The 13742-nt window shown below is 71.0% G+C and carries 15 protein-coding genes and 1 pseudogene; 5 read left to right on the top strand and 11 right to left on the bottom strand.

The features are described 5' to 3' along the window. The first annotated feature begins 150 nt into the window (after positions 1–150). Complete coding sequence (locus ETD85_RS51780; protein ID WP_138697230.1) at positions 151–630, top strand: FxsA family protein; 480 nt, start codon at positions 151–153, stop codon at positions 628–630. 527 nt (positions 631–1157) lie between these two features. Here the strand turns inward: ETD85_RS51780 and ETD85_RS51785 are convergent. The 3 genes from ETD85_RS51785 to ETD85_RS51795 form a co-directional block, all read right to left on the bottom strand. Continuing rightward, positions 1158–1502 carry an RNA polymerase-binding protein RbpA gene (locus tag ETD85_RS51785; protein WP_043625492.1) on the bottom strand — a complete coding sequence of 115 codons (345 nt, stop codon included), beginning with the start codon at positions 1500–1502 and terminating at the stop codon, positions 1158–1160. A 191-nt stretch (positions 1503–1693) separates the two neighbouring features. After that, a complete protein-coding gene (locus ETD85_RS51790) occupies positions 1694–2305 on the bottom strand; it encodes a hypothetical protein (RefSeq protein ID WP_138697231.1) in 612 nt (203 codons plus the stop codon). A gap of 129 nt (positions 2306–2434) precedes the next feature. Beyond that, on the bottom strand, positions 2435–2941 hold the full coding sequence (locus tag ETD85_RS51795) for a nuclear transport factor 2 family protein (protein ID WP_138697232.1): 507 nt from the start codon (positions 2939–2941) through the stop codon (positions 2435–2437). A gap of 33 nt (positions 2942–2974) precedes the next feature. Here ETD85_RS51795 and ETD85_RS51800 point away from each other — a divergent pair, with 33 nt between their 5' ends. Then, positions 2975–3454: a winged helix-turn-helix transcriptional regulator gene (locus tag ETD85_RS51800; RefSeq protein ID WP_206059415.1), complete on the top strand. Its 480-nt coding sequence runs from the start codon at positions 2975–2977 to the stop codon at positions 3452–3454. A 43-nt stretch (positions 3455–3497) separates the two neighbouring features. Here ETD85_RS51800 and ETD85_RS51805 read toward each other — a convergent pair whose 3' ends face one another. Together ETD85_RS51805 and ETD85_RS51810 are read right to left on the bottom strand one after the other, a co-directional pair. After that, complete coding sequence (locus tag ETD85_RS51805) at positions 3498–4931, bottom strand: MFS transporter (RefSeq protein ID WP_138697242.1); 1434 nt, start codon at positions 4929–4931, stop codon at positions 3498–3500. Between the two features lie 353 nt (positions 4932–5284). Continuing rightward, positions 5285–6541 (bottom strand): cytochrome P450, encoded by a 1257-nt coding sequence (locus ETD85_RS51810; RefSeq protein WP_240779988.1) that lies wholly within the window; start codon positions 6539–6541, stop codon positions 5285–5287. Between the two features lie 158 nt (positions 6542–6699). Here ETD85_RS51810 and ETD85_RS51815 point away from each other — a divergent pair, with 158 nt between their 5' ends. Next, positions 6700–7365: a GntR family transcriptional regulator gene (locus ETD85_RS51815; RefSeq protein WP_138697234.1), complete on the top strand. Its 666-nt coding sequence runs from the start codon at positions 6700–6702 to the stop codon at positions 7363–7365. Next, on the top strand, positions 7362–8579 hold the full coding sequence (locus ETD85_RS51820; RefSeq protein WP_206059416.1) for an MFS transporter: 1218 nt from the start codon (positions 7362–7364) through the stop codon (positions 8577–8579). The genes ETD85_RS51815 and ETD85_RS51820 overlap by 4 nt, the downstream gene beginning before the upstream one ends. Positions 8580–8615: 36 nt before the next feature. Here ETD85_RS51820 and ETD85_RS51825 read toward each other — a convergent pair whose 3' ends face one another. The 6 genes from ETD85_RS51825 to ETD85_RS51850 are packed head-to-tail and all read right to left on the bottom strand — an operon-like array spanning position 8616 to position 13472. Next, the gene (locus ETD85_RS51825) at positions 8616–9416 is read right to left on the bottom strand and encodes a glycerophosphodiester phosphodiesterase family protein (RefSeq protein WP_138697235.1); all 801 of its coding nucleotides are present in this window, start codon (positions 9414–9416) and stop codon (positions 8616–8618) included. A gap of 37 nt (positions 9417–9453) precedes the next feature. Next, positions 9454–9993, bottom strand: coding sequence for a TrmH family RNA methyltransferase (locus tag ETD85_RS51830; RefSeq protein WP_138697236.1), 540 nt, complete (start codon positions 9991–9993; stop codon positions 9454–9456). Then, positions 9990–10580, bottom strand: a complete 591-nt coding sequence (locus tag ETD85_RS51835) for a class I SAM-dependent methyltransferase (protein ID WP_138697237.1) — start codon at positions 10578–10580, stop codon at positions 9990–9992. The genes ETD85_RS51830 and ETD85_RS51835 overlap by 4 nt, the downstream gene beginning before the upstream one ends. Before the next feature lie 11 nt (positions 10581–10591). Beyond that, entirely contained in the window at positions 10592–11539 is a 948-nt protein-coding gene (locus ETD85_RS51840; RefSeq protein WP_138697238.1) for a VWA domain-containing protein, read from the bottom strand. Continuing rightward, positions 11536–12474: a DUF58 domain-containing protein gene (locus ETD85_RS51845; protein WP_138697239.1), complete on the bottom strand. Its 939-nt coding sequence runs from the start codon at positions 12472–12474 to the stop codon at positions 11536–11538. The genes ETD85_RS51840 and ETD85_RS51845 overlap by 4 nt, the downstream gene beginning before the upstream one ends. Next, positions 12471–13472 carry an AAA family ATPase gene (locus ETD85_RS51850; RefSeq protein WP_138697240.1) on the bottom strand — a complete coding sequence of 334 codons (1002 nt, stop codon included), beginning with the start codon at positions 13470–13472 and terminating at the stop codon, positions 12471–12473. Before ETD85_RS51850 ends, ETD85_RS51845 begins: the two co-directional genes overlap by 4 nt. Positions 13473–13527: 55 nt before the next feature. On the opposite strand from ETD85_RS51850, the pseudogene ETD85_RS65180 reads away from it, so the two are divergent. Further along, a pseudogene (locus ETD85_RS65180) lies at positions 13528–13742 on the top strand (hypothetical protein); the annotation flags it as partial.

The following is a 13742-nucleotide window of genomic DNA, read 5'->3' on the forward strand; positions in this document are numbered from 1 at the left end:
CCCCCGGCCCCGCCCCCACTGGGCCTCAACGGCATCCGGGCATCCGGGCATCGTGGGCAGGGGCCACAACCGCTGTCACGCCCGCGCGGAACGCTTCGGGGTCGCCGGGCGTTGTTCCTCCTGTAAAGCATGTGCGGAATCGAGGAAACGATGCGGCTTCTGCTCTTCCTGGCCTTCTTGATCGTGCCCGTCCTGGAGATCTGGTTGCTGATCCAGGTCGGGTCGGTGATCGGCGGGCCGGCGACGGTCGCCCTGCTGATCGCCGACAGCCTGTTCGGGGCCTGGCTCGTACGCCGTGAGGGCCGCAGGGCCTGGCGGGCGCTGCAGAACGCGCTGGAGTCCGGCCGGATGCCCGACCGCGAGCTGGCCGACGGCGGCCTGATCCTGGTGGGCGGCGCGCTGCTGCTGACCCCGGGGTTCTTCACCGACGTGTTCGGGTTCCTGTGCATCCTGCCGTTCACCCGGCCGATGATGCGCCGGCTCGGTTCGTGGTTCTTCGACCGGCGGGTCAAGAAGATGGCGGCCGCTTCGCCGTACGCGAACCTCTTCCCGCCTCCGCAGGACGCCGCGGCCCCGCAGGGCGGGCGGGTGGTGCACGGCGAGGTCATCCGCGAGGACCGGGACTCCTGACCTGGGCGTGAAATCGACCGCGCCCCGCTCAACAAATTCTCAACAGAACTTCAATTTGTGCGGGGTTATGGTCGGACCATGAATATAGGGCTTCCCGAGATCCTCATCTTCGGCGTGTTCACCGTCCTGGCGGTCGGAGTGATTGGCGGCATCGCGTTCGCCGCGGTCCGGCTCGCCATCCGCAGCCGCAAATAGGCGTACGACCGGATTTTCGCGTGGCGCGGATGCGGCCGTGCCACGCGGCCGCCGGCATCACGGCGGGCTCTGCGGCGCAGGGCGGCACAGGGCCGCGGAGCCGTCGACTGACGCTCCAGAGCCATCGCCTGATGCCGCGCGGAGCCGGTGCTGCCGGGGGTCCGCCGCCCCGAGGCAGGGAAGCCGCCACCCCGAGGCCGCGGATCCGCCACCCGAGCGGTCGCCCGGCCTCGCGGAGCCGAGGCGTTGGCCAGTCCTGAGGCGGCGGGCCTCTCCTCAGCAGACAAGAAAAACCCCCGGGCACAGAGCCCGGGGGTTTCACCGTGGTCAGATCAGGCGCTCTTACGACGCTGAGCCCGCAGTACCGCGAGCCGCTCGTTCAGCACCTCCTCCAGGTCCTCGATGGACCGCCGCTCCAGGAGCATGTCCCAGTGTGTCCGCGGGGGCTTCGTCTTCTTGGATTCCGGCTGCTCGCCATCCACGCGCACCGCGGTCGCGCCGCACATGCGGCACTCCCACGTCGCGGGAATCTCAGCCTCGGCGGCAAGCGGAACCTCGAAGCGATGGCCCTTAGGACAGGTGTAGGACACCTCCTGGCGCGGGGCCAGATCCGTGTTACGGTCGTTCTCGTAGCTGGTTGCCCCGAGCCGGGTGCCACGAAGCGCGCGCTCGCCCATGTCTAAATGCCTCCTACAGGGCCCCCTTGCGTGGGGGGTCTGTCTCCCACGGTGTCTAACGCTTGGTACCGTGATGGGATTCCCCAACGCGAGGTGATCCAATCGCGCTTAGGCCGTCGGTTCTTAGCGCGGCCCATGATTGGGCCCGTGGGCCAGGGGTTCCGCGATTCAACTGATTTAGATATGCCTGGTCAGGCGGCTACGCGACGAGTTCTCGCGAAAATCAGCGCGGACGCCAGCCAGATCCCGCCCGCGAGAATCAGCACACCGTGCGCGACCCGAACCGGGTACGGGGTGAAGAACTGCGGCAGGAACAGGGCGAAACCGAGCGCCAGCGCCACTCCGCTCGACCTGGGCAGCACGCCCGTCCGCCACACCGACACGGCCGCCATCACCGCTCCCACGCCGAGCAGCAGCAGTCCGGCGGCGAACATGGTGACCGGGAGCGGCCCGTACCTGAACTCCTGGGCCAGCTCCATCAGCGCGGGCGCCTGATCGCGCAGGGAGCGCTGGGCGATGACGTTCAGCCCGAAGTCCTCGGCGCCGTAGTAGGGGAGGGTCAGGCCCGCGCCGGCCCAGGTCACCGCCGCCGCGCGCAGGGACAGGCGGTCGCCGAGCACCTGATGCAGCCCGAGCATGCCGAGGCCGAGCAGGATGAACCCGGCCATGGCGGCGGCGTGGCCGGCGACCCAGGCGGTGGAGGCCATGGCGGCGGCGTCGTCACCGGAGGGGCGGACGACGATGTAGGCGAGAAACAGGATCCCGCTCGCGGCGAAGGCGGCGGAGGTGAGGCGGGGGGCCATCGGAACTCCAAGAGAGAGTGCGTTGCTCTATTGCGAGAGCAATGCTCTCTTGATGGAGTGCTGATGTCAAGAGCGGTGCTCTCTCTTTGGATCGGCGATACCGAAATGCCTCCTGCGGCAGCGAGCCGGTCAGCGACCCTTGCGGGTCAGCAGGGGGACGAGCGTGCGGTCGCCGAGCCGGGTCATCGCCGCCAGCGGCTTGACGGCGGCGCCGACCAGCAGGGGAAGGCCCGGCCTGCCGGTGGCCCTGGCGAGCCCGGGGCCGAGCGCGGCCATCATCGCGGTCAGCGCCGGCAGCGGCCGGATCCACATGGTGACCTCCCTGATCAGGCCGTCCGCGCCCACCTCCACGACGGCCGCCTCGTGCAGCTCCTGGCGGCCGAGCCGGGCGGTCGCCGTCAGCGCGCGCGTCCGCTCGTCGCCGACGTCGCCGTGGTAGCGAAGGCCGGACAGCACGGAGAAGACGACGGAGAACAGCTCCCGGACCTGCTCCTTGCCCGCGAAGGCGGCGTTGTCGCTGATCGGCGAGTGGAAGACCACGTCGTCGGCGAGCGTGGCCACGAGCGCGTCGACGTCGTGTGCCTCGCCGGCCTGCCGATAGGCCAGGGCGGGTGAGTCCTGAATGTGAACTGTCATGGGTTCACTTTATCAACCCACTATCCTGGGTCCATGAACAGGTTCGGTGAGATGCACTGCTCCATCGCCCAGGCCGTCGGCGTCGTCGCCGAGCCGTGGACGCCGCTGATCCTGCGCGACCTGTTCCTGGGGCTGCGCAGGTTCGACGACCTGGCGGAGGATCTGGGGATCTCGCGCAACCTGCTGACCCGCCGTCTGGAGCATCTGGTCGCGGCGGGGGTGGTGGAGAAGCGGCCCTATCAGGAGCGTCCGGTACGTCACGAGTACGTGCTCACCGAGGCGGGCCGGGACGTCGTGCCGGCCCTGCTGACGCTGATGGCGTGGGGCGATCGCTGGTCCACCCCGCCCGGCGGCCCCCCGGCGGTCCTGGTGCACTCCTGTGGCGCGCGATTCACCCCGGTCGTCACCTGCCCGCACTGCGGCGGCGAGGCCACCGCGGACACCGTGACGGCCGCCCGGGGCCCGGGCGCGGCCCAGGGACCCGGGACGATGCTGCTCGCCGCCGGATCCTGAGCCGCCCGTCGTGCCGCTTGCGCCGGGCCGCGGGGTGTGCGGCTCAGACCGTGTCGGGGACCTCGTTGCCGGCCGCGCGGATGGCCTTGGGCAGGTTCGTCAGCGCGAGCAGCACGAAGCCGATCACGAAGAAGATGATCATGGAGACGATCGCGATCCGGTAGCTGTTGGTGAGCTGCAGCGCGACCGTGACCGTCAGGGACCCGATGAACGCCGACCCCTTGTCGCTGATCTGCAGCAGGCTGAAGTACTCGGCCTCCCGCCCCTTCGGGATCACCTGCGAGAACAGCGACCGCGACAGCGCCTGCGTGCCGCCCAGCACGATCGCGATCGCGAACGCCATCAGGTAGAACTGCACCGCCTGCCCCTCCGCCACGAACAGGCCCGCCATCACGATCAGCGTCCACAGCACCAGGCTCGCCAGGATCGTCCGCTTGGTCCCGAAGCGGCGGGCCAGCCGCCCGAGCAGCAGCGCCCCGAAGAACGCCACGAACTGCACCATCAGGATCGCCGTGATCTGCACGGTCGTGCCCAGCTTCAGCGCCTCGGAGGCGAAGGCGGCGCTGTTGCCGATGACCGTCTGCACCCCGTCGTTGTAGACCAGGTACGCGATCAGGAACAGCATGGTCAGCGGATATCTGCGCAGCTCCGACAGGGTTCGCCTGAGCTGGCGGAAGCTGCCGCCGACCGAGCGCAGCGCCGTCGTCTCGTGCGCGGGGACCGGCCGGTTGCGCAGCCTCAGCAGTGGCACGATCGTGAACGTCGCCCACCACAGGCCCGCCGACAGCATGCAGATGCGCACCGCCATGCCCTCGCTCAGCCCCAGGCTCTCGTGCTGGAGGTAGAGCACCAGGTTGAGGGCCAGCAGCAGGCCGCCGCCCAGGTAACCGATGGCCCAGCCGCGCGAGGAGACCCCGTCGCGCTCCTGCGGCGTGGAGATCTGCGGCAGGAACGAGTCGTAGACCACCACCGAGGAGCCGTAGGCCAGGTTGGCCAGGATGAACAGCCCGCCGCCCAGCAGGTAGCGGTCGCCCTCGACGAAGAACAGCCCCATCGTGGCCAGCGCCCCGACGTAGGCGAAGCCGCCGAGCAGCTCCCGCTTGCGGCCGGTGTGGTCGGCCAGCGCGCCGACGATCGGCAGGCAGACGATCTGCAGGAACACCGCGATCGTCAGCGTCAGCCCGAAGAAGGCGGCCGGCCTGATGTCGGCGCCGAGCACGTCCACGTACCCGAGACCCGGGCTCACGCCGGCCAGGGCGTCGAAGCCGGACACACACGTGGCCGTGGCCACGTCCGGGAAGTCCTTGGCGCAGGCCGCGGTCTTGGCCACCGGGATGAGGTAGGGGCCGAGGAAGACCGAGATGATCGTGGTGTAGAAGGCTGAGTTGGCCCAGTCGTAGAAATACCAGCCGCGCTGCTCGCGCCTGCGCGCTGCGGGGGAGTCGTCTAGGGCCGCGGGGGGTGCGGGTGCGGGCATGGTGTCGGGTCGCTCCTCTACGGCCGTACGGCCGAAGCTCGTCGTACTACGAGGGGATGTGCCAGGCCGGGCGGCCATGCGGCCGGGACGCCGCAGGCCGCGCCGGTAGAGCACGTCGCGCAGGCCTGCTCGCATGATCGGTCAGGCTTGACGAAATGCCCATTGTGGCAGGTCGCCGATCAAATCTATGTGTCGTACCCATGGCCTTACAATGATCATTTGCTGGCAAACGGCCACAGCCCGTGGCGCAGGGGCTGTGGAGCCATCAGCAAGGTACAGGGCGACGGCAAGCCTTGTCCTCACGCGGCGGACGCGACGCACCCGTCCCGATCAATTCACGATGCCGCCCGCGGTCACCAGGTGACCGGCAGCTCGTACGCCCCGTAGACGAAGCCGTCGTGCTTGAAGGGGATCTGCTCCACCTCGGCGGCGAGTGCCAGGGTGGGGACGCGCCGCAGGAGGGTGGGGTAGGCGACCTGCAGCTCCATCCGCGCCAGCGGCTGGCCGAGACAGTGGTGCACCCCGTGGCCGAAGGTCGCGTGCAGGCGGGCGTCACGCTGGAGGTCGAGCCGGTCGGGGTCGGGGAAGACGGACGGGTCGCGGTTGGCGGTCTCGTTGACCGCGAGGATGCCCTCGCCGGCCCGGATGGTCCGGCCGGCGATCTCGATGTCCTCCAGGGCCACCCGCCGCAGCCCGCCGTGGGTGATCGTGAGGTAGCGCAGCAGCTCCTCGACCGCGGTGGCGACCGGCTTCGGGTCGTCGCCCTCCCGCAGGAGAGCCGCCTGATCGGGGTGCTGCAGCAGGGCCAGCGTGCCCAGCGTGATCATGTTCGCGGTGGTCTCGTGCCCGGCGAACAGCATCAGCACCGACATGCGGACGGCCTCCAGCCGGGGCAGCTCCCCGGCCGTGACCCGCGCGGCCAGCCCGGACAGCAGGTCGTCGCCGGGCCTGGCGAGCTTGTGGCCGAGCAGCCCGTCCAGGTACGCGCCCAGCCGGTACTGGGCCTCGCGGCGCTGCTCGGAGGTCGAGTTCCGGTTGATGATGGTCCTGCTGTTGGCCTGGAAGAACTCGTGGTCGTCGTACGGCACGCCGAGCAGCCCCGAGATGACCAGCGAGGGCAGCGGCAGCGCGAACGCCTCGACGAGGTCGGCGGGCTTCGGGCCGGCCAGCATGGCGTCGATCAGGTCGTCGGCGATCTTCTGCGTGGCCGGCCGCATCGCCGCCACCCGCCTGACGGTGAACGCGGAGGTGACCATCCGCCGCAGCCGGGCGTGCTCGGGATCGTCCATCATGATGAAGCCGATGCCGTCCGAGCCGTCCTCCGCGAGGCTGTCCATCGCCTCGGCCTCCAGGGCGGAGAGCCGCGGAATGCCGCGCCGGGGCTCGACGCTGACCCTCGGGTCGCCCAGCACGGCGCGATGCTCGGCGTGGCCGGTCACCAGCCACGCGGTCCCGCCGTCCCACAGCCGGACCCGCACCAGCGGGCCCTCCTGCTGCCGGTCCCGCATGGCGGGCGCCGGATCGAGCGGGCATTTCGCCGACCTGGTGAGGTCGTAGTCCGGGATCCCCGCTGTCGTGCCACTCGCCGGATTGCCTGCTGTGCCTGTCACTGCGTCCTCCTGGAGCTCGTCTGCGGGCTTTGCGGAATCTCCTCCCGTCGCTCCACGGCCTGGACTCCCATAGTGCGGAATCGGCTCGCTCCCCGGAAGCCGCCGCCCGCCGGATACCTCATAGATACAAGCTTGCATCTATGAGGTACGCTGCTCCCATGTCCGATCCCGCGAAGCGCCCGTCCGCTGCTCACACCGCGTACGCGGTGACCAAGGAGCTGATCCTCTCCGGTGAGCTGCCCGGCGGGAGCCTCATCAGCGAGGGCGAGATCGCCGAGCGGGTGAAGGTGAGCAGGACACCCGTCCGGGAGGCGTTCCTGCGTCTGGAGTCGGAGGAGCTGCTGGCCCTGCACCCCAAGCGCGGCGCGGTGGTGATGCCGGTGCCGCCAGGAGAGGCGGCGGACGTCCTGGAGCTGCGGCTTGCACTTGAGCGGGCCGCCGCCGAGCGCATCGCCGGCACCGGCCTGCCGGACGAGCACCAGGAGAGGATGCGAGACCTGCTGCGGCGTCAGCGCGCCCTCGCCGGGGTGGCGGACGTGGGCGGCTTCGCCGACGCGGACGAGTCGTTTCACCGGTGCATCGTCGAAGCGTCGGGCAACCGGCTGGCCGGCCGCTTCTACGCCACGCTGGGGGACCGGCAGCGTCGGATGAGCATCACCGCGCTGCGCCTGCGGCCGGAGCGGCTGGCCCTGCTGGCCGACGAGCACGAGGCCCTGCTGGAGCTGCTCTGCGCCGGTGACAGCTCCGCCTTCGCCTCGGCCCTGCTCGATCATCTCCGCGCGACGCACGGCTCGCCGCACGCGGCCGTCCGCGACGACCGTTGAAGCCGCCCGCCGCCGTTCCCCGGTCAAGCTCCTGGCGGATCGTCGCCATCGCGATGTTCGCCTGCGGCTGGGGCGGCAACCAGTTCACGCCGCTGCTGCTGATGTACCGCCGGCTGGGCGGCTACTCGGCGCTCAGCGTCGACGCCTTCCTCGGCGCGTACGTCGTCGGGCTCGTGCCGGGGCTCCTCCTGGCCGGGCCGGTCTCGGACCGGCGCGGGCGGCGCCCCGTGCTGGTGGCCGGCACCGTCGCCTCGGCCCTCGCGAGCCTGGTGCTCTGCTTCGGCGGCCAGGGCGCCTGGGCCATCTACGCGGGCCGGCTGGTCACCGGCGTCGCGGTCGGCATCGCCATGTCGGTCGGCAGCAGCTGGGTCAAGGAGCTCTCGGCAGGGCCGGACGGCGGGCTCCCCGCGCGCCGCGCCGCGTTGTGCCTGACGGCGGGGTTCGGGCTCGGCGCGGGGGTCGCCGGCGCGGTGGCCCAGTGGGGGCCGTGGCCCATGGTGAGCCCGTACGCCGTCCACCTTCTCCTCACCGTGGCGATCCCCGTGCTGCTCCTGCGGGTGCCGGAGACCCGGCCGCCGCTTGCGCGCGCCGCCGGTTCGCTCCGGGGGCTCCTCGCCGCGCTGATGAGCGACCTGCGCGTCCCGGCGCCCGCCCGCCGGCGCTTCCGGCTCGTGGTGCTGCCGATGGCGCCGTGGGTGTTCGGCTCGGCCGGGCTGGCGTACGCGGTCATGCCCCAGCTCGTCGGCTCCCGCGCCGGGGACTGGGGGCTCGCGTACGCGACCGGGCTGACCGTGCTGACCCTGGGCATGGGCGTGGCCGTGCAGCCCGTGGCCAAGAGGCTGCGCGGCGGGGCCCCGGTGGCGGCGATGGCGGTGATGCTCCTCGGCGCGGTGCCGTGCGCGGCGAACGCGGTGGTGCTGTCGACGTGGCTCGCCGCCGCCGCGGCGGCCGTCCTGGGGGCCGGTTACGGCATCGCGGTGGTCTCCGGGCTGCTGGAGATCCAGCGCATGGCCGGTGCGGACGACCTGGCCGGTCTGACCGGCCTGTACTACCTGCTCGCCTACGCGGGCTTTCTGCTCCCGGCCGTGCTGGCCGCCCTGTCGGCGTGGCTCTCCTACCCGGTCATGCTGTCGGCGGTGGCCGCCGCCGCGCTGATCTGCCTGGGCCTGGTCGTGACCGGCGCCCGCGCCGCGGCGACGGCCGCCGCGGAGTGAGAACGGGCAGATCTACTTTGTAAAGGGCGTCGGCGTTCAGGCGGCCATGTGGCCCGGATGCCACAGGCCGCGCCGGTCGAGCACGTCGCGCAGGCCGGTCACGTTGTCGGTCATGATGCCGTCGACGCCCATCTCGATCAGGTGCTCCATGCGGGCGGTGTCGTTGATGGTCCACACGTGCACCTGCATGCCGATGGCGTGCGCCGTACGGATCAAGGGCAGGGTGATGACGCGCAGGCCGCGGAAGCCCACCGGCACCTGCGCGCACGGGATCCCCGCCCGCGACAGGCGGGCCAGCAGGCGGCCGTAGCCGGAGGTGGCCGCGGCGGCCCGCAGCGCGGCTACGCCGCGCGGGCCGAGCGCCGAGCACACCTCCCGCCCGACCGCCGCCCTGGCCAGGACCAGGCGCTCGTCGGAGAAGGAGGTCAGGCAGATCCGGTCGTAGGAGTCGGTACGGCGGATCGCCTCGGCCAGCGGGGCGATCGCGGCGGCTTCCTTGACGTCGATGTTGAAGCGGATCTCCGGCCAGGAGCCGAGCAGATCCTCCAGCAGCGGGATCTCGTGCACCCCGCCGATGCGGGCCCGCCTGACCGCCTGGTAGGGCAGCTCGGAGATGCGGCCCCGCCGGTCGGTCACGCGGTCGAGCGTGTGGTCGTGGAAGGCGAGCAGCACGCCGTCGGCGGTGGCGTGGGCGTCGGTCTCCAGGTAGGTGTAGCCGAGCCGGACCGCCCGCTCGAAGGCCGCGACGGAGTTTTCCGCGCCCTCGGCGGCGCCTCCGCGGTGTGCGAAGGGCAACGGGCCCGGGTGGTCGAGAAAGGCGAATCGGCGGCTGAGCACGTCCTGAAGTATGCCCTTCCTGTGTTGAGCGGTTCGCTTACGAATCAGGAAGATTCTCCCACTCCTGGCGGCGAGCCTCGGCCAGCGCGATGGCCGCGGCCACCGCGACGTTGAACGAGCCGACCCGGCCGACCTGCGGGATGTAGCAGACGCCGTCGGCGGCGTCGAGCAGGGCGGGGGAGCAGCCGTGGTCCTCGCTGCCCACCACCAGGCACACGTCGCGGTCGAGGCGCGCCTTGTGCAGCGGCAGGGCCTCGCCGGTCAGCTCGATCGCCAGCACGGTGTAGCCGGCCTCCCTGGCCGCCTTGACCGCCTCGGTGGCCGGAACCGCCTCGTGCCAGGTGACCAGCCGCTCGGTGCCGAGCGCGGTCTTGCCCGCCTTGGGGTTGGTGGGCGGGGTGGCGTTGCCCGCCAGCCAGATCTCGTCCACGCCGAACGCGGCGGCGCTGCGGAAGATCGAGCCGATGTTGAACGGGCCGGTGACCGACTCCACGATCAGGCCGAGCCGGTTGGAGGTGTTCCTGCGCCAGGTGCGGTTGAGCCGCTTGACGTCGGTGGGGCGCAGCTGCCTTCTCATCGGGTCACCTTCAAGATGCGGTAGGCGGCTCGGCTGGCCTCGCGGGAGGCCTGCCAGCCCTGCTCGCCGAGCCAGCGCTGCAGGGAGTCGGAGCCGAGGTGTTTCTGGACGACCAGGTAGGCGACGCCGTCGGGGGTCAGCCGGGTCAGCCACCTGGTGAGCATGTCGTGCAGGGCCTGCTTTCCGATGCGGATCGCAGGGTTGGACCAGATGGCCCGGAACGTCACGTCGGCCGGCACGTCGTCGACGTGCACTGATCTTACTTTGTAAAGGCGGGCGGTCTGCGCGTTCCGCTCGGTGAGCTCCAGGCTGCGCCGGTTCACGTCGACGGCCCACACGTCCGCCCCGGGCGCGCGCGTGGCCATCGTCAGCGCGATGGGGCCGTAGCCGCAGCCCAGGTCGAGCAGGTCGCCCTCCTGCGGCGGCGGCGGGACGCTCTCCAGCAGGATCCGGGTGCCCACGTCGACCCTCTCCGGCGAGAACACGCCGCTGTCGGTCTCCAGCCGCAGGTGCAGGTCGGGCAGGACCAGATCGACCGAGCCCGGCCTGCTCGCGGTCTTCGGCTGTTCGGAGAAGTAGTGGGCCACGTGGGAAAACGTTACGGGATTCGGGAACCGAACAGGACCGCGGAGCCGGACACCAGCAGCCCGGTCAGGATCGCGGCCACGATGAACCACTGGGTGATCTCCTGGTTGACCAGCTTGTAGCCGAGCGAGGTGCCGATCTGCTCGTAGACCTCGCGCAGCTCGCTGCCGGACTCGGCGGTGTAGGCGCGCCCGCTGGTGCCGTCGGACAGCGACTGCAGGGTCTGCTTGTTGACGGGCACGTTGACCGGCCGGCCGTCGATGTTGACGGTGCCCTCCTGGGTGCCGTAGGCGATGGTGGAGACCGGGACGCGGGCCTGCTGGGCGGCCTCGATGGCCTCGTTGACCGATCGGCCGGAGGTGTTGTCGCCGTCGGACAGGAGCACGATCGCGGCGGGCGGGGGGTCGGTGGCGGCCTGCTGGTCGAAGGAGCGCAGGGAGTCGAGCGCGTTGAAGACGGCCTCGCCGATCGCGGTGCCCGGGCGGGTGGTGAGGTTGCCGATGGCGGTGACGACGGCCTGGTGGTCGGTGGTGGGGGAGATGACGACGTTGGCGGAGCGGGCGAAGGAGACCACGCCGACGTTGAAGCGGTCGGGCAGCTCTCTGGCGAAGGCCTGCGCGGCGGCCTTGGCGGCGCTGATCCGGTCGGGCTGGACGTCGTCGGCGTCCATGGACAGGGACACGTCCAGGGCGATCATGATGGTGGCGCGGTCGCGTGGCACGCGTACCTGGTCGGCGGGCTTGGCGGCGCCGATGACCAGGAACGACATCATGACGAGAAACAGGACGGGGGCGACGTGGCGGCGCCAGCCGGGGCCCGCGGGGGCGACGAGGTTGAGCAGGGCCAGGTTCGTGAAGCGCACGGTGTAGCGGCGGCGGGCGAACATGGCCACGATGTAGCCGGCCACGAGCAGCAGGATGAGGACGAAGAGCCACAGCCAGACAGGAGCGAGGAACGTCATGTGGGTCTCCTGTGGGCGAGGTGGCTCATGCGGCGCTGGCGCAGGACGAACTGCGCGACGTCGAACACCCAGTCCCTGTCGGTGCGCAGCACGAGGTGGGCGATCCCGGCGCGGCGCAGGGCCCGGCGGGTGCCCTCACGCTGGAGCGCGGCCGCTTCGGCGTACGCTTGACGAACTTTGGGCGAAAGATGCACTTCGCGTACGTTCCCGGTCTCGGGGTCGGCGAACGCGACCCGGCCCACGTCGGGCAGTTCGAGCTCGCGCGGATCGATCACCTCCACGGCGAGGACCTGGTGGCGGGCCGCCAGCCGCCTGATCGGCCGCTCCCACGGGCGCTCGGCCTCGGGGTCGAGGTCGGGGTGGGCGTCGAGGAAGTCGGAGACGATCAGCCGCATGCCGCGCCGCCTGCGGCTGGCCGACAGCACCTCGATGCCCTCGGCCAGGTCGGGGGCGTCGGGGACGGCGCGGCCGCGTGGGGCGTCCATGAGGGAGTGCAGCAGGCCGTAGAGCGCGGGGCGTCCGGTGCGGGCGGGCATGCGGTGAACGTACTCGTCGTGCAGGACGAGCGCGCCGAACCTGTCGCCCATGCGGCTCGACAGGAACCCGATCGCGCCGACCGCGGCCACGACCAGGTCGCGCTTGTCGGTGTCGGCGGTGCCGAAGTCCATGCTGGGGGAGAGGTCGGCCAGCGCCCAGGTCTCCAGTTCGCGGTCGGCGATCAGGTCGCGCACGTGGGGGACGGTGGTGCGGGCGGTGACCGCCCAGTCCATGCGGCGCACGTCGTCCTCGCCGGGCACGTAGACGCGGCTGTCGCCGGCCTCGCTGCCGGTGCCGGGCAGCAGTCCCTGGTGGGCGCCGTGCAGCAGGCCGTCCAGCCGCCGGGTGACGGTGAGCTCGAGGCGCCGCAGCGCCTGCTCGGCTGTGCTCGGGGTCAACGGTTCTGGTTCCAGACGACGAGGGGCGGAGGTACGGCGTGCAGGATCTGCTTGACGACCTGTTCGGGGTCGACGCCGTCGGCCAGGGCGTCGAAGGTGAGCATGAGCCGGTGCGACATGACGTCCACGGCCACGTCGCGCACGTCGTCGGGCAGCAGGTAGTCGCGGCCGCGCAGCAGGGCCAGCGCGCGGCCGGCGGAGACCAGGCCCAGCGTGGCGCGGGGGCTGACGCCGATCTCGATGGTCTCGGTGAGGTCGGCCAGGCCGTACTCGGCGGGGGCGCGGGTGGACATGACCAGCCGGACGACGTAGTCGGCGACGAGCTGGTGGACCGAGACCTGCTCGGCCGCCTCCTGCAGGGCCAGCAGCCTGGCCGGGTCGAGCACCCGGTCGGGGACGGGCGGGGTGACGCTCATGCGGTGCAGGATCTCCAGCTCCTCGTGCGCGCTGGGGTGCGGCACCCGTACGCGGAACAGGAACCGGTCGCGCTGCACCTCGGGCAGCGGGTAGACGCCCTCGGACTCGATCGGGTTCTGGGTGGCGAGCACGATGAACGGCCTGGGCAGCGGGTGCGTGACGCCGGCGAGGGTGACCTGGCGCTCGGCCATCACCTCCAGCAGTGCGGACTGGACCTTGGCGGGCGCCCGGTTGATCTCGTCGGCCAGCAGGAAGTTGACGAACACGGGGCCGAGCTCGACGTCGAACTTCTCGTTGGAGGGATGGAAGACGCGGGTGCCGACGATGTCGCTCGGCACGAGGTCGGGGGTGAACTGGATCCGGGCGAACGTGCCGCCCACGACGGTGGCCAGGGTCGATGCGGCGAGGGTCTTGGCGACGCCCGGGACTCCTTCGAGCAGGCAGTGCCCGCGGGCCAGCAGGGCCACGACCAGTCTTTCGACCATGTGGTCCTGTCCGACGATGACACGCCGGACCTCGTCGAGACTCTGACGCAGCAGTGCCGCATCGTTTCCGCCTGGCAACTCTTCGGCGACGCTCATGACGCCATTCCACCAAACGCGCCGCAAACGTGCACGACGCCACGTCTGTGCTTTCATGGCAAACGTGGCAAGTCCCCTGCAGTATGGCGATCCACCCCGGCTGGGGCCCTACGTGGTTCAGGCCCGCCTGCACATGGCTCCGGCCGGTTTCGTGTATCTCGGCCAGGCGCCGGACGGGCGCGCGGCTGTCTCTTATACAGATCTAAAAAAAAAAAGAAAAGAAGATTTCCAGCAAGAAGATTGTGGAGAAGCTATGGGAGACATCTTGAA

This window comes from Nonomuraea zeae, assembly GCF_005889725.1.
Classification (GTDB): Bacteria; Actinomycetota; Actinomycetes; order Streptosporangiales; family Streptosporangiaceae; genus Nonomuraea; species Nonomuraea zeae.